Here is a 23,038-nt window from a genome sequence, read left to right as displayed (position 1 = left end):
CCGGACCCGCGTACCAACTTAGGCAAGCCTCAGTTTAGGCTTCGGGGCGAGTCGCTTGTCCTCGCTCGAAGGGAAACTGACCATGCCCCGCCCCCTGCGGGTAGCCATCGTCGGATCCGGCCCCGCCGGGATCTACGCCGCCGACGCCCTGCTCAAGTCCGACGTCGCCACCGAACCGGGCGTGTCCATCGACATCTTCGAGCGCATGCCGGCGCCGTTCGGACTGATCCGGTACGGCGTCGCCCCCGACCACCCGCGGATCAAGGGCATCATCACCGCCCTGCACCAGGTCCTCGACAAACCGCAGATCCGCCTGTTCGGCAACGTGGACTACGGCACCGACATCCACCTCGACGACCTGCGCGCCTTCTACGACGGCGTGATCTTCGCCACCGGCGCCATGGCCGACCGGGCGCTGCCGATCCCGGGCATCGACCTCGACGGCTCCTACGGCGCCGCCGACTTCGTCTCCTGGTACGACGGCCACCCGGACGTGCCGCGCACCTGGCCCCTCGAGGCCGAGAAGGTCGCGGTGCTCGGCGTCGGCAACGTCGCCCTGGACGTCGCCCGGATCCTGGCCAAGACGGCGGACGAGCTGCTGCCGACGGAGATCCCGCCGAACGTGTACGAGGGCCTGAAGGCCAACAAGGCCCTGGAGATCCATGTGTTCGGCCGTCGCGGCCCGGCACAGGCGAAGTTCAGCCCGATGGAGCTGCGGGAGCTCGACCACTCCCCCAGCATCGAGGTGATCGTCGACCCCGAGGACATCGACTACGACGAGGGGTCGATCGCCACCCGGCGCGGCAACAAGCAGGCCGACATGGTCGCCAAGACCCTGGAGAACTGGGCGATCCGCGATGCCGGCGACCGCCCGCACAAGCTGTACCTGCACTTCTTCGAGTCGCCCACGGAGATCCTCGGCGAGGACGGCAGGGTCGTCGGGCTGCGCACCGAGCGCACCGCCCTCGACGGGACCGGCAACGTCAAGGGCACCGGCGAGTTCAAGGACTGGGACGTCACCGCCGTCTACCGCGCGGTGGGCTACCTCTCCGACAAACTCCCCAAGCTGCCCTGGGACATCGACTCCGGCACCGTCCCGGACGAGGGCGGCCGGGTCATCGGTGAGACCGGCGAGCATGTGCAGTCGACGTACGTCACCGGCTGGATCCGGCGCGGTCCGGTGGGCCTGATCGGGCACACCAAGGGTGACGCCAACGAGACGGTGGCCAATCTGCTGGCCGACTACGCCGACGGGCGGCTGCACACCCCCGCCTCCCCCGCCCCCGAGGCCGTGGACGCCTTCCTCGCCGAGCGCGAGATCCGCTACACGACCTGGGACGGCTGGTACCGCCTGGACGCCGCGGAGAAGGCGCTGGGCGAGCCGCAGGGCCGCGAGCGCGTCAAGATCGTCGAACGCGAGGACATGGTGCGGGAGAGCGGCGCGTGAGCCGTTGACCGGATGAGCCGGTCGCCCCGGCCGCCCATGAGCGCCCGCCCGGTCCGATCGCGGACCGGGCGGGCGCTCTGCGCGTGCGGTTGTGTACGATCTCCCCTTCACTGAATCACCACATGGCCTTCACGTGGGGGTCATGGAGGGGGGAGACATCCATGCGGATACGCACTGCCGCCGTCGCCACCACCGCCGCCGCGGGCGCGCTCGCCGCACTGACGGCCGTGCCGGCGCAGGCCGCCGAGTACACCTCGGCGCTGAAGGTCCGGGGCATCCAGTACGACGCGCCGGGAAGCGACTCCAACCGGTGCTCCGGGGGCAACACCCACCAGGAGTACCTGACCATCAAGAACTACTCGTCGACGAAGACCGTGAACCTCAAGGGCTACTTCGTCGAGGACGCCGCCGGGAACTGGTTCGAGTTCACCGCCAACCACTACCTCCAGCCCGGCGACTACGTGAAGCTGCGCGGGGGCAACGGCAGCGACTCCGACAAGAACAACGTCGTCTACCGCGACAACTGCAACTTCATGTGGAACAACACCGGGGACACGATCTACCTGTACAAGCCGAGCGGCAGCCGCGCCGACGTGCACTCGTACACCCGCAGCAACGACCCGGACCGCAACGGGTACATCACGTTCCACAAGTGACCGGCCCCGCCGCGGGCTTCAGTCCGTGAGCGGCAGATGGCCCGTCTCCCCCGGCTGGAGGCGGGCCGTCCGGTCCGGCAGCCGTACGTCGATCGGTGCCGGACCGCTCGGCGGTACGGCGATCTCCAGCCGGCCGCGTTCCAGCCGCAGCCGGACACCCCAGTGGCCGTGATAGCGGATGGTGAAGCCGTAGGAGGACAGCTCCGGCAGCGGCACCGGGTTCAGGCGCAGCGCGCCGTTGCGGGTCTCCAGGCCGGGCAGTCCGCGCTGGACCAGGTCGAGGGTCCCGGCCATGGCACCGAGGTGGATGCCCTCCCCGGTGGTGCCGCCCTGGATGTCGGCGATGTCCCCCTGGAGGGCCTCCTGGCAGAACGACCAGGCCTCGGCCCGCCGGTCCCGGGCGAGCACCCAGCCGTGGACCAGACCGCTGAGCGTGGAGCCGTGACTGGTGCGGTGCAGGTAGTGGTCCACCGTGCGCCGCCAGGTCCGCTCGTCGAGAGCGTGCCCCAACCGGCCGAACAGCCCTTGCAGTTCGGCCGGGGAGAACAGATACCCGAGCATCAGGACGTCCGCCTGCTTCGAGGCCTGGTAGCGGTTGACGGTGTCCCCCTCGGCCTCCAGGATCCGGTCCAGGCGGCGGATGTCGCCGTACCGCCGCCGGTACGCGGGCCAGTCGAGCTCCGCGAGTTCGCCGTAGCCCTCGAACTGGCTGATGACCCCTTCGTGGAAGGGCACGTGGAGGGTGCGGGAGACCTCCTCCCAGTGTTCGAGTTCACCGCCGTCCAGGCCCGTGCGCTCGTCGAGTTCCCGCCGCCGCGGCTCGGGCAGGGCGCGCAGCACGTCGAGCGTGTGGGCGAGCACCCAGGCCGCCGTGACGTTGGTGTACGCGTTGTCGTCCAGACCGGGGCGGTCCGCGCCGGGGTAGGCGTCGTGGTACTCGTCGGGGCCGACCACGCCCCGGATGCGGTGCCGGCCCAGATGCGGGTCGTACTCGGCCGCGTCCGCCCAGAACCGGGAGATCTGCAGCAGCATCTCGGCGCCCTCGGTGTGCAGGAACTCGGTGTCGCCGCTGGCCTCGCAGTACTGCCACACGTTGTACGCGATCGCCGAGCCCACATGGTGCTGCAGATGCGAGTGGTCGGGCACCCAGCGGCCCGAGCGCGGGTTGAGATGGACCTTCTGTGCCTCCTCCCGGCCGTCGCTGCCGCTCTGCCAGGGGTACATCGCGCCCCTGCGGCCGGCGTCCCGGGCGGCGGTGCGGGCCCGCTCGAGCCGTCGGTAGCGGTAGTGCAGCAGGGCCCGGGAGACCTCCGGGAAGTGCAGATTGAGGTAGGGCAGCACGAACAGCTCGTCCCAGAAGACGTGCCCGCGGTAGGCCTCGCCGTGCAGCCCGCGGGCCGGGACGCCGACGTCCAGGTCGGCGGTGTGCGGGGAGAGCGTCTGGAGCACATGGAACAGGTGCAGGCGCAGGATGGTGCCCGCCTCCCCGGGGACGTCCAGCTCGGCCCGCCGCCACAGCTGGCCCCAGGCGGTCCGGTGCGAACCGGTCAGCTCCTCCAGGCCGGGGACCCGGCCCACCCGGTCCACGGCGGCGTGCAGGGGGTCGCTGATCGCCGGGTCCCGTGAGGTGTGCAGGGCGACGAGCTTGTCCACGGTGGCGGTGCGGCCCGGCGTCAGATGGAGCCGGGTGTGCTGGACGGCCCGGCCGCTCTCCCTGCGGGAACTGACGGGCGCATCGGTGAGCAGCCGGGACGCCAGCGCGATGCGGATGTCGGAGGTGCGGGTGCGGCAGCGCAGCCACACCGTCCCCGGCGTGGCGCTGCCGCCGTGCACATGCGTCAGATGCCGGCCGTCCAGGTCGCGGTAGCGGGCGACACCGGCGTTGGTGACGGTGCCGTCAAGGGCCGCCTCCACCTCGAGGGGACCGGAGTAGCGTTCGGTGGTGAACTCCGTGCGCAGCGCGGCCAGATGAGGGTCGGCCATGTGCACCAGCCGTTCCTGGCGCACCGTCAGGGCCCGGCCCCCGCCGAGGTCGAAGCGCGTGAACCGCTCCAGCAGGCCCGAGGCCAGGTGCAGGATCTCGCGGTGGTCGAGCACGACGGCCGTGTCGGGGCCGATCCACGGACCGTCGGGGAGGCGGAAGCGCAGCGGCAGCCAGTTGGGCAGATTGACCAGGTCCTCGTTCTCGACCCGCCGCCCGGAGACCTCGGAGGTGAGCCGGTTGTAGCAGCCGGCCACATACGTCCCGGGGTAGTGCACCTCGTCGGCGGAACACTCCGGCAGTGCTCCGCGGGTGGCGAAATAGCCGTTGCCCAGGGTGCACAGCGACTCCCTCAGCCGCGCTTCGGCGGGGTCGTAGCCCTCGTACTCCCAGGTCCAGCCCGTCACGTCGACGCTCCTCCCGTCGGCGCCCCACCGAGATCCGAGTGCGACGGTGTCGGCGCCCTGCCGCAGCAGTCTGTCCCGGTGCCGTCCGGCGACGGTGCGGCCCACGCCGGTGACGAGCCCGAACCGCCGGTACGGCTGACAGTTCCGCCCGGGGTACCCCGGGGCCGGGCGGGACACACGTCACCGCACGGAACGGGCCGGCTGCGCGATGTCCGGCTCGTCGGACAGGGTGCCGGCACGGGTGCGGTTCTCGATACGCGGACGATATGTGCCGGCTCGTAGCCTTGACGGCATGCGTGTGCTGATCGTCGAGGACGAACCCTATCTGGCAGAGGCCATCCGCGACGGGCTGCGCCTGGAGGCCATCGCGGGTGACATCGCCGGTGACGGCGACACCGCGCTGGAACTCCTCGGCGTCAACACCTACGACATCGCCGTCCTCGACCGCGACATACCCGGGCCCTCGGGCGACGAGATCGCCACGCACATCGTCGCCTCCGGCAGCGGCATGCCGATCCTCATGCTCACCGCCGCGGACCGTCTCGACGACAAGGCCTCCGGGTTCGGACTCGGTGCCGACGACTACCTCACGAAGCCGTTCGAGATGCGCGAGCTCGTGCTCCGGCTCAGAGCACTCGACCGTCGGCGTGCGTACACCAGGCCGCCCGTACGGGAGATCGCGGGCCTGCGCCTGGATCCGTTCCGCCGCGAGGTGCACCGCGACGGCCGTTACGTCGCCCTCACCCGGAAACAGTTCGCGGTGCTCGAAGTCCTGGTCGCCGCCGAAGGCGGTGTCGTGAGCGCCGAGGAACTGCTGGAACGCGCGTGGGACGAGAACGCCGACCCGTTCACCAACGCCGTCCGCATCACCGTCTCGGCCCTGCGCAAGCGGCTCGGCGAGCCCTGGATCATCGCCACCGTCCCGGGCGTCGGCTACCGCATCGACGCCCGGCCGGCGGCCGCGCACCAGGGGCACGACCATGGATAGGGCACCGGGGCTGAGCGTCCGCGTCAAGCTCACCCTCAGCTATGCCGGATTCCTCATGCTCGCCGGGGTCCTGCTGCTCGCGGCGATGTGGATCTTCGTCCTGCGCCACCTGCCCGCCTACACGAGTGTCCCCGGGGGCGTGCTGGTGCGCTCCTTCCTCCTGCGCGACTTCGCGTCGGCCGCGGGCGCGGTGCTGCTCTTCCTGCTGGTGTTCGGCCTCGTCGGAGGCTGGGTCCTCGCCGGCCGCATGCTCGCCCCCCTGAACCGCATCACACACGCCACCCGCACGGCCGCGAGCGGATCGCTCTCGCACCGCGTCCGGCTGCCGGGCCGGCAGGACGAGTTCCGTGAACTCGCCGACGCCTTCGACACGATGCTGGCGCAGCTCGAGGCACACGTGGCCGAGCAGCAGCGATTCGCCGCCAACGCCTCGCACGAACTGCGCACCCCGCTGGCGGTCTCCAAGTCGCTGCTCGACGTGGCGCGCGCCGATCCGAGCCGCGCCGGCGACGAACTCGTCCACCGCCTGCACGCCGTCAACACGCGGGCGATCGACCTCACGGAAGCACTGCTCCTGCTGAGCCGCGCCGGCCGGCGGTCCTTCACCCGCGAACACGTCGACCTGTCCCTGGCGGCCGAGGAGGCCGCCGAGACACTCCTGCCCCTCGCGGAGAAGCACGGAGTCACCGTCGACACGTCGGGAGACATCGCGCCGACGCTCGGTTCGCCGGCGCTCCTGCTGCAGCTGGCCACGAACCTCCTGCACAACGCGATCGTCCACAACCTGCCGGAGGGGGGAACCGTGTGGATCCACACCGGTGCCGGCCCCGGGACCGTGGTGCTCACCGTCGAGAACACCGGCGAGCAGGTCAGTCCACAGCTCGTCCCGACCCTCACCGAACCGTTCCGGCGCGGCACGGAACGCGTGCACACCGACCAGGCGGGTGTCGGCCTCGGCCTGACCATCGTCAAGACCATCACCCAGGCACACGACGGCACGCTCACCCTCGCCCCGCGCTCCGCCGGCGGGATGCGCATCACGGTGGAACTGCCCGCGGCGTCCCCCCACACGGGCCGGTGAAGAAGGTACGGAGGGTCAGGAGGCGGGGGTGCGGGGCGGCGGGAGCGGCACCGATCCCCCGCGGTGCCGCTCCCGTGCCGTGCCCGGGGGTCAGACCTCCAGTTCCGCCTCGATACGGCGCAGCTGGTGGCGGGCCATCGCCAGGTTGGCGCGGCCGGCGTCCAGCACCAGGTACAGGAACAGGCCGTTGCCGCCTCGTCCCTTGAGCAGCCGGATCAGGTGGTACTGGCTGGTGAGGGTGATCAGGATGTCCTCGATCTCCTCCTTGATGCCGAGGTGCTCCATGGTGCGCAGCTTGGACCGCACCACGTCGGTGTTGCCGGCCGCGGCGACCTCCAGGTTGAAGTCCTTGCCGCCGCCCAGCGTCCCGAGGGCCATGCCGCTGGTGTAGTCGACGAGAGCGGCGGCGGTGGCGCCGTCGATGGAGGCGAGGCATTCCTTGAGCGAGGTCTCGGTGTTGGCCATGAGTGGTGTCCTTTCCGTCGGAATCGGTGATGCGGCCGGTCGCCCGGTGGTGCGTGGGTCCGGCCGTGGGGAAGCCGGTGTTCAGCCGCCGGGCTGGGGCCGGGGCGCGTGCGAGGGCCGCTGGGGGGTGCGCACCGGAAGGGTGCCGATGCGGCGGGCCGGGTCCGGGGGCGGCGCGGGGTGCTGCGCCGCCGCGCGGTCGGCGTGCCGGCCGCCGCCGGGGCCGATGTGGGTGTCGACCAGGTCCGCGATCCGGGCCCCGCTGCGCCGGCCCTCCAGGTGCAGCCGGCCCACGTTGACCCGGTCGTCGGCGAGGAGGGTGAGGACCGCGGTGGTCCCGGCCGCGTAGGTCGCGACGTAGCCCTGGGCGCCGCGCACCAGCAGCTCGCGGAACTCGCCGCGCGAGGCGGCGTCCGTCATGCGGTAGGCGACGCCGAGCGCGGCGGCGGTGAGGGCGGCCAGCCCTTCCGGTTCGGTGCCGGGCACGTCATGGGCGAGGACCAGCCCGTCGACGGTGGCGGCGAGCGATCCGGTGAGCCGGGGGATGCGGGTGCGCAACCGGCGCAGTTCGTCCTGCACGTCGGTCTCGACGGCCATGAGCAGTCTCCTTTCGGCACGCTGCCGGCGCGCGCGGATCACAGTGCCTCCAAGGCGTCCAGGAGCCGTCTCAGCAGCGCTGTGTCGGGCTCGTCCCACGCCGCGCCGGGAGCACCGGGCCCCGGGAGGGCGGCAGCGGCGGGCGGGGGCGGCGCGGGGGTGACCAGTCCGTCGGCGGCGAGGCGGCGCAGCTCGACGAGGGTGTGGAAGGTGCGGCACGCCAGCGCCGAGGCGATCTGCGCGGCGGTGCTGGCTCCGTCGACCAGGGCGAGGGTGCGGCCGCGTCGGGGCGGCAGGTCCGCGGGGTCGGCGCCGGGGGCACGGACCAGGGGGGCGGTGTCGACGGCGGGGTCGGGCCATATGCGGTGCAGCAGGGCGCGGCGGCGCCGCGACTCGCACAGCACCGTCTCCACGGACACGGGGCGGACCGCGCCGAGCCAGTGCGCCACTCCGGGGCGGAAGCGGGCGGGCCGGTCGTCGTGGGCGAGGGCGAAGTACGCCGCGTCGAACAGCGCGCCGAGGTGGCACAGCTCCAGGGCACCGGTGGTGAGGCGTCCGCTGTCCACCAGATGACGGCCCACGCGGTGCCGGGCGCCGGCCCGCTCCACGGCGTCCCACCAGCCGTCCGGGGCCACGGCGCCGCTGCGGGTGAGCAGGTCGCCGAGGGCGGGGCTCAGCGCGGACTCGACGTGGACCACCTGGCCCGCGCAGAGATAGAAGACGCCGGACGCGGTGGTGAGCGCCCCGGTCGCGCGGTCGGCGGCGAGGCTGCCGAGCAGGGCGGGGGCGGCGTCCGTGGGCACGACGGTGGTCATCCGAGCACCAGCCGGTCCGCCATCTCGGCCAGCCGGATACGGGCGAGGGCGAGGTTGCCGTCACGGCGGTCGAGCCACAGGTACAGGAACACCGTGCTGTCGAACGGCGTGACGACGAACCGCAGCAGGTGGTAGGCGTCCGCGGTGGTGAGGATCAGGTCCTCGACGGGTGGTTCCTTGTCCGAGGGAGTCGATGCGGCGGAGAGGGCAGAGGAGGCCGGGGCGGCGGAGGCGGCCGGGACCGCGGCGCCGCCCGGTGCGAGCGTGCCGCTCTCCAGGGCGAGGCGGGCGAGCTCGGCGGTCTCCGCGGCCGTGGCCTCGGTGTCGTCGCCCGGGGCCTCGCCGACCGCGCCCAGCGCGAGTCCGCTGATCCAGTCGACCACCAGGGCACCGCGCGCACCCGGCAGTCGCATGGCGTCCAGCAGACTCTCGTCGATTCCGGGCACGCCGGATCCCCCTCCTCGCACGGCTGTACCGCGAACGTGACATCGACGCTACTGTGTGTGCTCGCGCGAGGTGAAGGCTTTGGCGTTTTCCGGAGGAATATGCGCCAGGAAGAATCCGCCCCTGATAGAGTCCGCGCCTTTCGCGGTCGGGACCGATCACGTGCGAGCAGGGCCCGCCCCGATGCGGATGGTGGGCAGGCCCTGCTCGCGAGGACCCATTCTGGAGACCGGACACCGCCCGGAACCACGAGTGAGGGCGCCCCACCGCGTGCGCGCCGCGCACACCCCGCGCGTACGGCATCTCCGCGCGCCGGTGGTTGCACCGGGCACCGGGTGGGCAGGCGTGACCCGGCTGCGCCGTCCGGCGGAGCCCGTTTGGAACCCGCCGACCGGCGGCGACGATACTGGCAGGAGCACGTGCCCCCGCTCACACCTGGACCCATGCAGACCTCCCCCACAGTCCGCCGCACGATTCCGCCCACCGTCTGGCTGACCCGCGGCCGCCATGCCGGTGGCGCCCCGGAGGACGTCCTCCGGCGCAGCCTGCGCCGGCTCAAGGACAGCCAGGACATCGACGACTTCCTGGAGGTGCCCGACCCCGGCGGCTCACGGGACCGTGTGTTCGAGGCCCGGGTGCGGGTCGCCGGTGAGGTCACGGTGCGGGCCCGGCTGAGCCTCGCGCCCGCCACGGAGGACGGACAGGACTGGACGCTGGTCGCGGAGGCCGAGCAGCCCTGGGACCAGACGTGGCCGTCCCCGGCCGGCATGTTCTGGCCCCCGGATCCGGACGCCGGCTGGCGGGAGGACGCGGCGACGGGACTGCGGCCGGGCGCCCTGAACCCGCTGCCCGAGGACGACAAGGCCGTACGACGGCTGCTGCGCGCGTGCGCGCGGGACCCATGGCATCTGCATGTCGTCGTCCACGAGGCGATGACCACGGACGAGCGCGGCAAGGTGCCGCTGGCGCACTGGCTGCCGCCGGGACTGCGGGACCGCGTGGTGGAGCACCGGGCCGCGCCGCACCAGCTGCGGGTGGTGAACTGGGCGCTCAGGGAGTTCGAGGTGCAGGTGCCGCGCGGCGGCGCGGTGCTGTTGCCCGGCCGCCCGGTCCCGGAGGGCTACGAGGCCGACGCCTTCTCGGTGCGCGCGGTGTTCCTGGACGGCACGGAGCCGGCCGAACTCGTGGCCGCGGTGGCCCGCTTCGACGCGCTGCCGCGTCCGCTGCCGGACGGCGCGCAGGACGACCTGACCGCGCTGCGGGAGGACTGGCACCTGCTGACGCTGGAGGAGGAACTCGCCCGCGAGCGCAGCCTGGTGAAGATGTACGCCGAGGCGCTGGAGGCGATGACCAGGTCCCGGGACCTCTACCGCGAGGCGGCCGAACGCGCCCACGAGGCCCTGGCCGCGTACCGGGAGTCCGCCGACGCCCCGGCCGCCGGCCGCCTGCCGACCCAGCAACCCGCCTCACCCCTGCGGAACCTGACACGTCGGCTGGATCGCCTCAAGCTGACCGCGAAGGTCCGCCGCGCCATGCCCGACGAGGGCGAGGAACGGACGGACGGCGCGACGCCGGATGCGCGGGGCGCACTGACGAGTGCGCAGGACTCACCGGATGCGCGGGGCGCACGGCCGAGTGATGAGGACCCGGCGGACGCGCGGGGCGCACTACCAAGAGCACAGGACCCTGCGGACGCGCGGGCGACGGTGGAGACCGCCCCGTCGGCGGAGGACGCGCGAGGCGGAACGGCTGACGCCGAGGACACCACGACGCGGCCCGAGCACACGGCAGCCGCGACGCCGTCACCGGCGACCCGCCGCTAGCCGCGGACCGCCTCCGAGGTGAAGGCCCGGCCACCGCAGACCGGATCCGGGCGGGAAGGTACCGGCCACCGCAGGCCGGATCCGGGCGGGAAAGTACCGGCCACCGCAGGCCGGACCCGAGAAAGCAGCCCGGTCACCGCATCCAGATCCCAGGAGGAGACCGCCGCCACCGGCGACCACAACCGGGGCGGAGGCCCAGCCACCGCAGCCCGGATCCGGGCGGGAAGGTACCGGCCACCGCAGGCCGGATCCGGGCGGGAAAGTACCGGCCACCGCCCGCCGGACCCGAGAAACCAGCCCGGTCACCGCATCCAGATCCCACGCAGGAGACCCGCCACCGGCGATCAGACCCGGGCGTGAGGCCCGGCCACCACGCGGTGGTCGGCGGCGCGCGGCAGTCGGCGGCTGGGCCCCGGCCGCTGCCGGCCGGTCTCGGCTCGCCGCGAGGGCCGGACCCGCGTTCGTGCGGGCCGGCCCTCGTGCGGCGGTGCCGGTCAGTCGGCCGTGTGGCGGGCCTCCGGCGGTGGCCAGGCGGCCCAGCGGCGGCCCGGGAACGGGGACGCCACCCGCACGACCAGGGCCGTGAGGGCGAGCAGTGCGGCGGTGACGGCGGCGGCACTGGCGAGCCACGGCGGAGCGAGCGCGAGGTCCACCGCCCGGGACAGCACCGACGACGAGAACGAACCGCCGTAGGCGTGGGTCGCGGCCAGAACCGCCGGGACCGCGAGCGCGGCCACCAGTACCAGAGCACCGGGGCGCACCACGAGGATCAGGGCGAGCACGGTGCAGAGCACCGCCAGGCCGACGGCGAAGGCGTGCAGGCGCAGTGACGTGCCGTCGTGGTGCAGCGGGAAGTGCGCGACCGCGCACAGGGCGAGGGCCGCGGCGGCGAGCCAGCTCGACCAGGTGACGGACCTGATGACCGGCTCGGGCTGGCGGGTGCGGGCCGCCGGCTCGGGCCGCCGCGGACCGCGCGGACGGCGCGGTCCGCGCCCGCCCGGCCGGAGGCCGGGCCGCATACGGCGCAGCCGGCGGTCGCCGTCGCGCGACCCGCGGCGCGGACGGCCGCTCGGCCGGTTCTCACGCGGGGTCGTACGGACGGCCACCCGGCGGGCGGGACGCCGCTCACGCGCCGGCTCCTCGGCCTCCGGCGCCTGGACGGCGGCCGCCTCCGTGCCGTCGGACCGCGGGGTGGCGGCCTTCGGCCGTGCGGGGCGTGGTGGCGGCTGCTCCGCCGCGAGCCGGTCGATCAGTTCGATCAGCTCCTCGACCGACCGTCCGGTGGCCGCGGCGCGCAGCGCCTCCTCGCGGCAGTGGGCGGCCAGCGGCTCCGCGTGCAGCAGGGCGACCAGGCGGGTGACGTCCTCGAGGGGACGGTGCGCGGCCGCCGCGCGGATCGTCTCGTCCGCGCTGTCGGCGTCGCGCGGCGGCCGGGTCAGCAGGGCGACCAGCCGGGTGACGTCCTCCACGGACCGGTCGACGCCTGCGGCGCGCAGCGCCTCGACCACGGCCCGGGCGTGTTCGGGGGACCGTTCCAGCGTGGTGATGAGGTCGACGACCTCCTCCAGGGGCCGGTCGGACACGGCGACGTGCACGAGGTCGCTGACCGGATCGCCGTAGGGTGCCCGGCCCGTCTCCTCGCTCGTCCCGGCCGGATCGAGGGCGTCGGCCGGGTCGTCGGGGTCGAGGGGATCCACGAGGTCGACGGTGGCGACCGGGTCCCTCGGGAGCGCGGGGTCCGCGGCGGCGGTGGCGAGCGGGTCCCTCCGGAGCGCCGGGTCCCCGTCGTCGACGGTGGCGACCGGCTTCGTCGTGGTGACCACGGTCCGCGCGCGTGCGGGATCCGGCCGGTGGACGCCGGTGGCGACGACCGTCGACGCGGTCGGCGGTGACGAGGCGGCCGTGTCGCCGGGTATGGCCGGTTCGTTGGAGGGGGGTGATGAAGAGAAGGTGGTCATGCTCGGCTCCATGGGGAAGGCTCGGGCCGCTCCCACGCCCCCGGACGTGCGACGAGCGACGCTACGTGGATCATTACTAGGCGCCCCTGTGCCGCCCTGCCACTTGGGTGGGCCACGGGGATGACCTGCGGTGATCGGTGTTTCGCCAGGGGTGCCCGGGGAAGCGGGACGCGCTGTCGACGACGGCCGGTACCTGTCGTCATGGCGGCGCCGAAAACGGGAATCCGCTCGGTGAAGCTCGTGTTCGCGGCGTGAAGTCCGTGACCACGGGGTGAAGTACCTGTTCGTCTGCGTTCGTCTGCGTTCGTCTGGTTTCGTCTGCCGGAACTCCGGGAGGAGGTGGTCAGCCAGTGGAGACGACCACCCTGGTGCTGGTCGTGGCGGCGGTTCTGGCGGCCCTGGTGCTCGCCGGCGCCGTGGCCGTCCTCGTGCGACTGGTGCGCACGAGGCGGGAGTTGGCGCGGGCGGGTCTGCCCACCGGGCCGCGCTGGATCTTCTGGGGCGCGGTGCTGTATCTGGTGCTGCCCGCGGACCTGTTGCCCGACCCGGTCTATCTGGACGACATCGGCGTGCTGCTGCTCGCCCTGCGCTCGCTCCGGGGCTCCGCGGGCACCCGGCCCCTCGGCGCGACGCCCCCGCCTTCGGAGCGTCGCCCCGCCGATGATTACGCTCCGTGAGGAAACCAACCACCCGTTCGATTCGTATAAGTCTCTGGAAGCCAAAAGAAGTCGGCGGACCAGGCGGCGGCGTGCGGGTGGCCGACGTTCGGTCGGCGCAGCACCGACGAGGGAGACACGATGCAACCGTTCGCGCTCAACTACGCACGTCCGGCACCGGAGTTGGCGGTCACCACTCCGTATGTGTACGACTCCGGACTGCAGTTGAACGTACTCGTCGACGGACGGGTCGCGGCCTCGGACCACGGGTTGTTGCGGGAGGTGGGGACCACGACGTCCACCGCGGGCTCCAAGACCCATTTCGACGACTGACAGCGGACCGTAGACGATGACCGTGCTCATCCTCACCTGTGAGGAGGATGTGACCGCCGACATGGTGGTCGTGCATCTCCACGACGCCGGGGTGCCGGTGATGCGCCTCGATCCCGCCGATCTGACCGAGGGCGTCTCGCTGTCCGGCGAATTCGTCCACGGCCGGTTCCGCGGCCATCTGTCCGCGGGGGGACGGCTGGTGAGCCTCGCCGGGCTGCGCTCCGTGTGGGTGCGCAGGCCGGGTCCGCCGGCGCAGCGGGCGGCGCAGCCGTCCGCCTGGCTCACCGAGGAGGCCTCACAGGCGCTCTACGGCATGCTGCGCGGTTCGCACGCCCGCTGGATGAACCATCCGGACGCGGCGCGCCGGGCCCGGCACAAGCCGTGGCAGCTGCGGCTGGCGCAGCGCTGCGGGCTGCCCGTGCCCGCCACCGTCATCACCACGTTCCCGCGGGCCGCCCGGGAGTTCGCCGAGCGCTACCCCGATCTGGTGGTCAAGCCCGTCTCCGGGGCGCATCCGCAGGATCCGCCCAGAGCGGTGCCGACGAGCAGGGTGGCACCGGACACCGACTTCTCCGCCGTCGCGTTCGGGCCGACGCTGTTGCAGCGGCGGATCGCCAAGCGGGCGGACATCCGGCTCACGGCCGTGGGGGAACGGCTGCTGGCGGCCCGCAAGGCGACGGCCGCGGACGCGGATCCGCAGGAGGTGGACGTGCGTTTCGCGGGACCGGGGTCGCCCTGGGAGCCGGTGGAGGTGCCGGCGCGCACCGCGGAGGCGGTCCACAGCTATCTACGGGAGGCCGAACTGGCGTACGGCGCTTTCGACTTCGTGGAGGACGGCGACGGGATGTGGTGGTTCCTCGAGTGCAACCAGTCGGGGCAGTTCGGCTTCGTGGAGGTGGAGACGGGCCAGCCGATCGCCCGCACCATCGCCGAGTGGCTGGCCCGTCCCGTCCCGGAGGACAGACGGGAGGTCGACGAGCAGGGCATACGGGCCCGCTGAGTCCCCGTCACCGAGCGGGCGCGTCCTCGCGGGGCGGACGCGGCCGTCACGGAGCCGTCCGTGGTGCGCGGGGGCGCCGGCTGGTTCGCGAGGCCGGCGTCCGGGCCGTCAGGCCGGGCGGGGGCCCGGCAGCAGGGCGGTGCGCTGCCAGCCGTTGCCCGGGGAGTGCGGCCGGTCGAGGCCGGGTCCGTAGCCGGGGGACTGCAGGGGTCGCATGACCAGCTCCAGTTCCCTGCTGACGCGTTCGGCCTCGCGGCGGACCTGTGCGGGGACGTCGCCACACTCCGCGATGAGTCGGTCGTAGATGGGGGAATCCTGGAACACCCGTCAACGTGCCTTTCTGCTCGGCGGCCCCGGTGCGGAGACGCGACTGCCGAGTCTAGGCGCCCGGATCGCGGGCGGCGGCAATTCCCCCGTATGTCCCACACGGGCCTGGGTGGAGGCGCGAGAATCCTCGCGCGCCTCCACCCAGGCCCGTGCCGTGCCGTCCCCGTCCGCGGGGCCGGCGGGATCAGACGGCCAGGGACAAGCCGCTCTCGCCGTCCGGGTCCGCGGTCCGTCGGGCCGCGGTACGTCCCTCGGCGAGCAGGGCGTCCGCCCGGGCGATGGCGTCCTCGATGCGGGACGTGCCCATCATCACGCAGAGCGTGTAGCTGACGTCCTCGAGTTCGCGCGACACCGCGGACGCATGCCCCTCCGCCTGTGCGATCCGCAGCGTCGCGTACCTCGTCAGCAGCTGTCTCACGACCTTCGGGTCCGGTACGAGCACGAAGCGCCCCTCTCTGGTTTTCGCTGCGTGTACCCGACCCGGGCTCAGGCATACCCCCCTTTTCCTCACCTGGCCGGAATTGACGAGAAACCTTCGCCCGCTGACCGGCCGCGAGCGGTCGTCTCAGGCCACCTGGCCGCTGTGCAGCGCGGTGTACGCCCCGCCGCGGCGCAGCAGTTCCTCGTGGGTGCCGGTCTCCAGGATCCGCCCCTCCCCCATGACCACGATCCGGTCGGCACCGCGCACGGTGGACAGCCGGTGTGCCACGACGAACGTGGTGCGCCCGCGCAGCAGCCGCGCCAGTGCCTCCTGGACCAGGGCCTCGGAGCGGGTGTCCAGCGCCGAGGTGGCCTCGTCCAGGACCAGCACCCGGGGGTCCCGGATCAGGGCGCGGGCGATGGCCAGACGCTGGCGCTGCCCGCCGGACAGGCGTGCGCCGCGCTCCCCGACGAGGGTGTCGAGGCCCTCGGGCAGCCGGTCGACGAACTCCAGCGCGTTGGCGTCGCGCAGCGCCGCCCGCACCGTCTCCTCGTCGGCGTCGTCCATGCCGTAGGCGACGTTCTCCCGGACCGTCCCGTCGAACAGGATCGACTCCTGGGGCACGACCGAGACGAAGCGCCGGTAGGTGCGCAGGTCGAGGCTGTTCATGTCGGTCCCGTCGAGCAGCAGCCGGCCCGAGGTGGGCCGGATGAAGCCGATGACGAGGTTCAGCACGGTGGACTTGCCCGCGCCGGAGGCACCGACGAGGGCGATGGTCTCGCCGGGCCGCACGTCGAGGGTGAAGTCCCGTACGGCGGGGCGCCCGTCGCCGTCGTACGCGTGGCCGACGTGGTCGAAGGTGACCGCTCCGCGCAGCGCCGGCAGCTCGGCCTTGCCCTCGTTGTCCTCCAGTTCGGGCGCCTGGAGCACCTCGCCGACGGAGCGGACGGACTCCAGTCCCTTGGTGATGACCGGCGCGAGGCCGGCCAGTGTGGTGGTCGAGTTGGTGAGGGTGGTCAGGAAGGCGCTGAGCATCACGACGTCGCCCGCCGTCACACCCCAGACGTCGTAGTACGAGATCAGCGCCGCGCCGGCCAGGACCAGCACGCCCACCACGTTGAGCACGACCCAGGCCAGCGAGCCGAAGCGGCCGTTGACCAGGTCCAGGCGCAGGCCCGAGGTGAGCAGCCGCTCCAGGGTGCCGTTCATGCGGCGCAGCGCCTTGCCCTCCAGTCCGTGGGCGCGGGTGACGGGGATGAGCCGGGTCATCTCCGTCACCCGGGACGACAGGGTCTCCACCTCGTGCCGGAAGTGCTCGTTGTGGGCGCGCAGCCGGGCCCGGAGCCGGGCGACGATCACCGCGGCCGCGGGCACGACGACGAGGAAGACGGGCAGGAACTCGGGTGTGCGCACGCCGATGATGACGAGCCCGCCGACGAGCACGGTGATCGCGCCGAGCCCGGTCTCGGCGGTCTGCTGCACCATCTGCTCGACGGTCTCCACATCGCGGACGACCTTGGCCTGGAGCACCCCGGCGCTGACCCGCGCGTGGTAGCCGATGGACAGCTGCTGCATCCGGGTGCACAGGGCGGAGCGCAGCGCGGTGCCCATGCGGCGGACGCTGCCGTACAGGAGGCGGACGTAGAGCACGTGCAGCGGGTAGTTGACCAGCAGGATGACCATGATGATCGCGGTGCTGGTCCACAGCCGGGATATCGGCTGGTGCTGGACGACGGTGTCGATGATCGAGGCGGTGATCAGCGGCAGCAGCCAGACCGGGCTGTGCTTGACGGTGAAGACGCCGACGGCGGCCAGGAGCCGGCCGCGGTCGGCGCGGAAGAGATAGGCGAGAGTGCGGATCGGGTGCTCGCCCCGGTAGCGGTGGTCGAGCGGTCTTTCCTGCGACGACGCCATCGACGGCGGTCCTCCCCGGGGAACAGGCGACTGGGCGGTCTCAGGCGGCGTCCAGTTCGGCGATCTCCTCGGCCGTCAGCGCGAGATCGGCGGCGGCGAGCGAGTCGCGGACGGTCTCCGGCCTGCTGGCCCCGGGGATCGGCACGACGACGGGCGACTTGGCGAGCATCCACGCCAGGCACACCTGGTGCGGGCTGACCCCGTGCGCCTGGGCGATCCGCGCGAAGGGGGCGTGGACGGAGCCGAGTTCACCGGCCCGGGAGATCCCGCCGAACGGGCTCCACGGCAGGAAGGCGATGCCGAGTTCGTCGCACAGCCGCAGCTCCGGCTCGCTGGAGCGGAACGCCGGGGAGAACTGGTTCTGCACGGAGACCAGCCGGCCGCCGAGGATCTCGTTCGCCTCCCGGATCCGGGCCGGGTCGGCGTTGGAGATCCCGGCCATGCGGATCTTGCCCTCGTCGAGGAGCTCGCGCAGCGCGCCCACGGACTCGGCGTAGGGGACGCGCGGGTCGGGCCGGTGGAACTGGTAGAGGCCGATGGCCTCCACGCCGAGCCGGCGCAGGGACTGCTCGCAGGCCGCCTTCAGGTGCCGGGGGCTGCCGTCCAGGGTCCAGCTGCCGTCACCGGGGCGCAGATGGCCGCCCTTCGTGGCGACGAGGACGTCGCCGCCCCGGTCGTGGGAGGCGAGGGCCTTGGCGATCAGGGTCTCGTTGTGTCCGGCCTCGCCGGCGTCCCGGTGGTAGGCGTCCGCGGTGTCGATCAGCGTGACTCCGGCGTCCAGGGCGGCGTGCAGGGTGGCCAGCGAGCGTGCCTCGTCGGGCCGTCCTTCGATGGACATGGGCATGGCGCCCAGCCCGATGGCGCTGACCTCGACGTCACCGATGCGGCGGGTGTGCATGGGGGCGTGACCTCTTCCGGATGGAGTGGCACTGGGGGTGGCAAGCGTTTTCCAGCGTGGTCGGCGAAGCGCCGGAAATCCAATAGAAGAAAGCGAACGCATTCAGCAGGACGGGAACTGAATCGCCGTGACTCGTGGGGGCTCCGGCACGGGGGGCGGTTGTCAGTGGGCCGCGTTACGCTGCGCGCAAGTGCACCTTTGCGCCAGTATCTGGAGGTTTCTCATGGCCTCGCGCCTCAATCCGTACCTGAGTTTCAACGGTGACGCCCGGCAGGCGTTGGAGTTCTACAAGGAGGTCTTCGGCGGCGACCTGCGGCTCAACACCTACGGTGAGTTCGGCCAGCCCGGAGCCGAGAACGCGGACAAGATCATGCACGGCATGCTGGAGACCCCGTCCGGCTTCACCCTGATGGGCGCCGACCACCCGCCGGGGATGGAGTACCAGCCGGGCAACAACTTCTCGGTGAGCCTCAGCGGCGAGGACGAGAGCGAGCTGCGCGGCTACTGGGACAAGCTCTCCAGCGGCAGCTCGGTGTCCGTGCCGCTGGAGAAGCAGATGTGGGGGGACGTGTTCGGGATGTGCACGGACCGGTTCGGCGTCTCCTGGATGGTCAACATCAGCCAGCCGCAGGGCTGAACGCCACCCGGGGGTGCCTCTCTCCCCGGCCGGTGTGCCACGCTCGGCGCCATGCGGCCGTCGGCGCGCGCACCGGCCGGCGGTGTGCACCGGGACGGCGGGAGGCGGCGGTATGCGGATCGGACTGCTCGGTACGGGACCGTGGGCGCGGGTGGCGCACGCCCCGGCGCTCAGTGCGCACGAGACCCTCGACTTCGCCGGAGTGTGGGGGCGCCGCCCGCAGGCGGCCGAGGATCTGGCCGAGTCGTACGGCGCCCGCGCCTACGACGATCTCGACGCCCTGCTCGCCGATGTCGACGCGGTGGCCGTGGCCCTGCCTCCGGGGGTGCAGGGCGAACTGGCGGTGCGGGCCGCCCGGGCGGGATGCCATCTGCTGCTCGACAAGCCGCTCGCGCTGTCGGTGCCGCAGGGGCGGGCGGTGGTGGAGGCGGCCGAGCAGGCGGGGGTGGCCTCGGTGGTGTTCTTCACCACCCGTTTCCAGTCCGGGCCTCAGGCGTGGATCGCCGAACAGGCGCGTGTGGGCGGCTGGTTCACCGCGCGGGCCGAGTGGCTGGGCGCGGTGTTCACCGCCGGCGACAACCCCTTCGCCGCCTCCCCGTGGCGGCGGGAGAAGGGTGCCCTGTGGGACGTGGGCCCGCACGCCCTGTCCGTCCTGCTGCCGGTGCTCGGCGACGTCCGGCGGGTGCGGGCGGCGGCACCCGGCCCCGGGGACACCGTGCATCTGGTCCTCGACCATGCGAGCGGCGCGTCGAGCACCCTCACCCTGAGCCTGACCGCTCCCCCGGCCGCCGCGGGCGCCGCCGTGGAGCTGCGCGGCGCCTCGGGCGTCACCGCGCTGCCCCAGTCCACGCAGCCGGTGGTCCCGTCCCTGATGCGGGCCGTGGACGCCCTGCTCACGGCCGCCGGGACCGGCCGCCCTCACTCCTGTGACGCGGCGTTCGCACTGCGGGTGACGGAGGTTCTCGGCACGGCGGAGGACCTGCTGTCCGCCGACCGGTGAGAGCGTTCTCCGAAGTCTCCGACGTCTCCGACGTATCCGGCACATCAGGCCGGCCGGACGCCGGCGCCCGGCGTCCTGCGTCCTGCGTCCTGCGAGGCGCCAGGCGCTTAAAGGAGCCTTAAGGGGTCGTTAAGCGCTCGTGGGGCTCTTGTCGTCGCATCAAGTAGGCGCAGGTCAGGGCGAGTCGAGGACAAGTCGGACGCGTTGGCGGTGACGGTTGAGATCCGTACCATCGAGGCCGCGCGGTCACCGGACTTTGCGGTGAGAGCGCTCTCAGAAGCCCGCACGAGTACCTCGGGAGACCCCCCACATGACTCCTCGACACCAGCGCACCCTCGGTCGCCGCAAGCTGCTGTTCGCCCTCGGTGGCGCCGCCGCAGCCGTGCCCGCGGCGGCCGTGCTCGCCCCCCACGCCCTCGCGGGCTCCTCCCCGGACCCCTCCGCGAAGGACCAGGCCGCCCCGAAGGCGGCGGGCTCCCTCCCGCTGACGATCGTCAACAACAGCGGCTCCTTCGACAACGGCAGCGTCCACCTCTACATCGTCGGCAACCAGGACGGCAGGCAGGTACGGGTCACCCCCGACGGCACCCTGGCGCCGATCGCCCTGTCGGACAACGGCCCGGACGGATTCACCGACTACGCGATCGGCCTCGCCGGCTCCGGTGAGACCCGGCTGTCGCTGCCCTTCATGTCCGGCCGGATCTACGTGTCCCTCGGCGCGAAGCTGAAGTTCAAGGCCGTGGCCGACGGCAACGGCAACGCGGCACTGCAGTACCCGGCCGGCTGGGTGACCTCCGACCCCAACTACGGCGTGCTGCACGACTGTGCGGAATTCACCTACAACGCCTCCGGCATGTTCTGCAACACGACGATGGTCGACATGTTCAGCGTGCCGCTGAGCATCCGGCTCACCGGCGCCAAGGACCAGACGACGGGCACCGTGCGCGAGGGCGGCAGGGCCGCCGCGTTCGAGGCGGTGAAGCAGGTCGAGGCGTTCTCGCGGCTCGTCGTGGACGACACCCGGATCATCGCCCCCGGACACGGCCTGGACGCCGGTCTGTTCGCGAAGGACTACCTCGCCCCGTACATCGACGAGGTGTGGAGCACGTACACCGGCCGGGACCTGACCATCACCACCAACGCCGGCACCTTCACCGGCCGGGTGCGCGGCGAGCGCCTCACCTTCGACGGACCGGCCCAGGTGTCGTTCGGCAAGCCCTCCACGCGGGACGTGCTGTTCTGCGACGGCGCCCTCGCCGCCCCCAACGACGGCACGACCGGCCCCGTCGCCGCGGTGCTCGGGGCCGGCTTCAACCGCTCCACGCTGCTCAGCCACCCTGCCCAGCCGACCACCGACCCCGCGGACTTCTACCGGACCGAGCTCACCAACCACTACTCCAAGGCCATGCACACGGCCACCGAGGACGGCAAGGCGTACGGCTTCGCCTTCGACGACGTCGCCGACTTCGCCTCGTACATCCAGGACACCGCGCCCACCGGCCTGCGGCTGACGCTGACGTCGTTCTGACCCCGTCAGGCCCGGTCCTCCGGGGTGCGCGGCCCGGCCGCGCGTAGCAGCGTGGGGATGTGAGCACAGTGCGCGCCGGGTCGCCGCGCCGGGACCGGGAGGAGCGGGCCTTTCTGCGGGGCGCGCCGCCGCCCGGCTGGGCCCGGTTCCTGCCGGGCGGGCTGCTGGCGGCCGTCGGCGTGGCGGCGGCTGCCGCCCCCGAGCCGCTGGACATCGGGTTCGTCCTGGGTGCCGTCCCGCCGCTCGCGGTGCTGGTGCACGGGCCCCTGACGACGGCGGTGCTCGGCGCTCTGTCGCTGCTGATGCTGAGCGTGCCGGTGTTCCACCTCGCCGACGTGGGCGCCACGGATCGGCTGACCATCGCGTTCGTCGCCGTGCTGAGCGTGCTGCTGTCGTTCGTGCGCAGCCGCCGGGACGCGCAGCTGGTCACCGAGCGGGCCGTGGCGCACGCCGTCCAGCGGGCCGTGGTGCCGCCCCTTCCGGACCGGGTGGGGCCGGTGCGCTGTGCGGGGCTGTACCGGGCGGCGCAGCGCGGGACGCTGGTCGGCGGCGACTTCTTCGACGTGCGGGCCGGGCCGTACGGCGTGCGGGCGGTCATGGGGGACGTGCAGGGACACGGTCTGTCGGCGGTCGCGACGGTGGCGTCGCTGCTCGGCGCGTTCCGCGAGGCGGTGCTGGATCAGCGGGATCCGGAAGCCGTGGCGGCCCGGCTGGACCGCCGGCTGATGGCGGACGCGGGGGGCGATCCGCACGCCGAGCTGTTCGCGACCGCCGTGCTGATGGATTTCTCCGCCGACGCGCGGGCGGTGCGGATCGTGGCCTGCGGACAGCCGGGACCCCTGCTGCTGCGCGACGGGCGGGTCGAGGAGCTGAAGGTCGAACCGGGCGTGCCGCTCGGGCTGGGGCTGGCCGAGACGGCACCGCCCGCGGCGTCCGCGGTGCCGCTGCGGCCGGGTGACCGGCTGTTCCTGGCCTCCGACGGGGTGTTCGAGGCGCGCGACTCCGACGGGGCCTTCTATCCGCTGGCCGATCGGCTGGCGGATCTCGCCCACGACGATCCCGGCACGCTGACCGAGCGAGTGTGGGCGGATCTCGTACGGCACTGCCCCGACGTGCAGGACGACGTCACGATGCTGGTGCTGGCGCCGTGGCCGGACGGTGACAGCTGACGGCGCCCCCGGCCCCGCGGTGGTCCGCGGGGCCGGGGGGCGCCGTGCGGCGAATCAGTCGCTGATCACACAGGTGTTCCCGATCGCCGGGCTCAGCACGTTCACCAGGCCGATGGTGTTCCCGCACGCGTTGACGTTCACGTCGATCGGGACCTGGACGACGTTTCCGGACAGGAAGCCGGGGCTGTCCTTGGCGACGCCGACGGTATCCGGCCCGTCGGCCGCTGCCGTGCCGGCGGATGCCAGCAGGGCCACGCTCGCCAGTCCGGCCGCGGTCAGCAGACGTATACGCATGAGGAACTCCTGTCGTACGCAGAGACATGTGTGTCCACACGGGACATGTGCCTCCCACCTTCACGGCGTCCGCCGTGACGCGACATCGGTGCGCGTCCGAACGGGGGCGCGGGTACGGCCGGGCAGGTTTTCCGCGGGCCGGGGAAGGTACTCCGGCATCCGAGAGGAGCGGCCCTTCACCGCTGAGAGGCGGCCTTCC

Annotated in this window: 22 protein-coding genes and 1 pseudogene; 12 read left to right on the top strand and 11 right to left on the bottom strand. The window is 72.8% G+C overall.

Annotated elements, in window-relative coordinates:
* Nucleotides 1-82: 82 nt before the first annotated feature.
* Both AB0412_RS07010 and AB0412_RS07005 read left to right on the top strand, forming a co-directional pair.
* Nucleotides 83-1,447 carry an FAD-dependent oxidoreductase gene (locus AB0412_RS07010; protein ID WP_366401444.1) on the top strand — a complete coding sequence of 455 codons (1,365 nt, stop codon included), beginning with the start codon at nucleotides 83-85 and terminating at the stop codon, nucleotides 1,445-1,447.
* A gap of 161 nt (nucleotides 1,448-1,608) precedes the next feature.
* Nucleotides 1,609-2,103, top strand: coding sequence for a lamin tail domain-containing protein (locus AB0412_RS07005; RefSeq protein ID WP_366401443.1), 495 nt, complete (start codon nucleotides 1,609-1,611; stop codon nucleotides 2,101-2,103).
* Between the two features lie 18 nt (nucleotides 2,104-2,121).
* Here the strand turns inward: AB0412_RS07005 and AB0412_RS07000 are convergent, their stop codons facing one another.
* Nucleotides 2,122-4,491 carry a glycosyl hydrolase family 65 protein gene (locus AB0412_RS07000; protein WP_366401442.1) on the bottom strand — a complete coding sequence of 790 codons (2,370 nt, stop codon included), beginning with the start codon at nucleotides 4,489-4,491 and terminating at the stop codon, nucleotides 2,122-2,124.
* 292 nt (nucleotides 4,492-4,783) lie between these two features.
* Between AB0412_RS07000 and AB0412_RS06995 the strand changes: the two genes are divergently transcribed.
* A complete protein-coding gene (locus tag AB0412_RS06995; protein WP_366401441.1) occupies nucleotides 4,784-5,479 on the top strand; it encodes a response regulator transcription factor in 696 nt (231 codons plus the stop codon).
* Entirely contained in the window at nucleotides 5,472-6,560 is a 1,089-nt protein-coding gene (locus AB0412_RS06990; protein WP_366401440.1) for a HAMP domain-containing sensor histidine kinase, read from the top strand. The genes AB0412_RS06995 and AB0412_RS06990 overlap by 8 nt, the downstream gene beginning before the upstream one ends.
* Before the next feature lie 90 nt (nucleotides 6,561-6,650).
* Here AB0412_RS06990 and AB0412_RS06985 read toward each other — a convergent pair whose 3' ends face one another.
* The 4 genes from AB0412_RS06985 to AB0412_RS06970 form a co-directional block, all read right to left on the bottom strand.
* Nucleotides 6,651-7,025: a hypothetical protein gene (locus AB0412_RS06985; RefSeq protein WP_366401439.1), complete on the bottom strand. Its 375-nt coding sequence runs from the start codon at nucleotides 7,023-7,025 to the stop codon at nucleotides 6,651-6,653.
* Nucleotides 7,026-7,106: 81 nt separating this feature from the next.
* Complete coding sequence (locus tag AB0412_RS06980; RefSeq protein WP_366401438.1) at nucleotides 7,107-7,622, bottom strand: roadblock/LC7 domain-containing protein; 516 nt, start codon at nucleotides 7,620-7,622, stop codon at nucleotides 7,107-7,109.
* 38 nt (nucleotides 7,623-7,660) lie between these two features.
* On the bottom strand, nucleotides 7,661-8,437 hold the full coding sequence (locus tag AB0412_RS06975; protein WP_366401437.1) for a hypothetical protein: 777 nt from the start codon (nucleotides 8,435-8,437) through the stop codon (nucleotides 7,661-7,663).
* A complete protein-coding gene (locus AB0412_RS06970) occupies nucleotides 8,434-8,883 on the bottom strand; it encodes a hypothetical protein (RefSeq protein WP_366401436.1) in 450 nt (149 codons plus the stop codon). Before AB0412_RS06970 ends, AB0412_RS06975 begins: the two co-directional genes overlap by 4 nt.
* A gap of 441 nt (nucleotides 8,884-9,324) precedes the next feature.
* Here AB0412_RS06970 and AB0412_RS06965 point away from each other — a divergent pair.
* A pseudogene (locus AB0412_RS06965) lies at nucleotides 9,325-10,401 on the top strand (hypothetical protein); the annotation flags it as partial.
* 797 nt (nucleotides 10,402-11,198) lie between these two features.
* Here the strand turns inward: AB0412_RS06965 and AB0412_RS06960 are convergent.
* The gene (locus AB0412_RS06960) at nucleotides 11,199-12,662 is read right to left on the bottom strand and encodes a hypothetical protein (protein ID WP_366401435.1); all 1,464 of its coding nucleotides are present in this window, start codon (nucleotides 12,660-12,662) and stop codon (nucleotides 11,199-11,201) included.
* Between the two features lie 350 nt (nucleotides 12,663-13,012).
* Here AB0412_RS06960 and AB0412_RS06955 point away from each other — a divergent pair, with 350 nt between their 5' ends.
* The 3 genes from AB0412_RS06955 (at nucleotide 13,013) to tgmB (ending at nucleotide 14,651) form a co-directional block, all read left to right on the top strand.
* Nucleotides 13,013-13,339 carry a YkvA family protein gene (locus tag AB0412_RS06955; RefSeq protein ID WP_366401434.1) on the top strand — a complete coding sequence of 109 codons (327 nt, stop codon included), beginning with the start codon at nucleotides 13,013-13,015 and terminating at the stop codon, nucleotides 13,337-13,339.
* Nucleotides 13,340-13,459: 120 nt separating this feature from the next.
* Nucleotides 13,460-13,651 (top strand): putative ATP-grasp-modified RiPP, encoded by a 192-nt coding sequence (gene tgmA, locus AB0412_RS06950; RefSeq protein ID WP_167990342.1) that lies wholly within the window; start codon nucleotides 13,460-13,462, stop codon nucleotides 13,649-13,651.
* A gap of 16 nt (nucleotides 13,652-13,667) precedes the next feature.
* On the top strand, nucleotides 13,668-14,651 hold the full coding sequence (gene tgmB / locus AB0412_RS06945) for an ATP-grasp ribosomal peptide maturase (protein WP_366401433.1): 984 nt from the start codon (nucleotides 13,668-13,670) through the stop codon (nucleotides 14,649-14,651).
* A 108-nt stretch (nucleotides 14,652-14,759) separates the two neighbouring features.
* On the opposite strand, the gene AB0412_RS06940 is transcribed toward tgmB, so the two are convergent.
* The 4 genes from AB0412_RS06940 to AB0412_RS06925 all read right to left on the bottom strand — a co-directional run bounded on the left by AB0412_RS06940 (nucleotide 14,760) and on the right by AB0412_RS06925 (nucleotide 18,211).
* A complete protein-coding gene (locus AB0412_RS06940; RefSeq protein WP_366401432.1) occupies nucleotides 14,760-14,975 on the bottom strand; it encodes a hypothetical protein in 216 nt (71 codons plus the stop codon).
* Nucleotides 14,976-15,162: 187 nt separating this feature from the next.
* Nucleotides 15,163-15,420, bottom strand: a complete 258-nt coding sequence (locus AB0412_RS06935; protein ID WP_366401431.1) for a DUF5133 domain-containing protein — start codon at nucleotides 15,418-15,420, stop codon at nucleotides 15,163-15,165.
* A 123-nt stretch (nucleotides 15,421-15,543) separates the two neighbouring features.
* Nucleotides 15,544-17,313 (bottom strand): ABC transporter ATP-binding protein, encoded by a 1,770-nt coding sequence (locus AB0412_RS06930; RefSeq protein WP_366401430.1) that lies wholly within the window; start codon nucleotides 17,311-17,313, stop codon nucleotides 15,544-15,546.
* 40 nt (nucleotides 17,314-17,353) lie between these two features.
* A complete protein-coding gene (locus AB0412_RS06925; protein WP_366401429.1) occupies nucleotides 17,354-18,211 on the bottom strand; it encodes an aldo/keto reductase in 858 nt (285 codons plus the stop codon).
* Nucleotides 18,212-18,434: 223 nt separating this feature from the next.
* Here AB0412_RS06925 and AB0412_RS06920 point away from each other — a divergent pair, with 223 nt between their 5' ends.
* The 4 genes from AB0412_RS06920 to AB0412_RS06905 all read left to right on the top strand — a co-directional run bounded on the left by AB0412_RS06920 (nucleotide 18,435) and on the right by AB0412_RS06905 (nucleotide 22,545).
* Complete coding sequence (locus AB0412_RS06920) at nucleotides 18,435-18,848, top strand: VOC family protein (RefSeq protein ID WP_366401428.1); 414 nt, start codon at nucleotides 18,435-18,437, stop codon at nucleotides 18,846-18,848.
* Nucleotides 18,849-18,960: 112 nt separating this feature from the next.
* Nucleotides 18,961-19,848, top strand: coding sequence for a Gfo/Idh/MocA family oxidoreductase (locus AB0412_RS06915; RefSeq protein ID WP_366401427.1), 888 nt, complete (start codon nucleotides 18,961-18,963; stop codon nucleotides 19,846-19,848).
* Between the two features lie 310 nt (nucleotides 19,849-20,158).
* A complete protein-coding gene (locus AB0412_RS06910) occupies nucleotides 20,159-21,376 on the top strand; it encodes a glycoside hydrolase family 64 protein (RefSeq protein WP_366401426.1) in 1,218 nt (405 codons plus the stop codon).
* A 59-nt stretch (nucleotides 21,377-21,435) separates the two neighbouring features.
* Entirely contained in the window at nucleotides 21,436-22,545 is a 1,110-nt protein-coding gene (locus AB0412_RS06905) for a PP2C family protein-serine/threonine phosphatase (RefSeq protein ID WP_366401425.1), read from the top strand.
* Between the two features lie 54 nt (nucleotides 22,546-22,599).
* Here AB0412_RS06905 and AB0412_RS06900 read toward each other — a convergent pair whose 3' ends face one another.
* Complete coding sequence (locus AB0412_RS06900) at nucleotides 22,600-22,839, bottom strand: chaplin (protein ID WP_366401424.1); 240 nt, start codon at nucleotides 22,837-22,839, stop codon at nucleotides 22,600-22,602.
* Nucleotides 22,840-23,038: the final 199 nt, after the last annotated feature.

This window comes from Streptomyces sp. NPDC052012, assembly GCF_040689265.1.
Lineage (GTDB): Bacteria > Actinomycetota > Actinomycetes > Streptomycetales > Streptomycetaceae > Streptomyces.
Note: the sequence above shows the minus strand (reverse complement) of the source record. Positions and strands in the feature narration are given on the sequence as shown.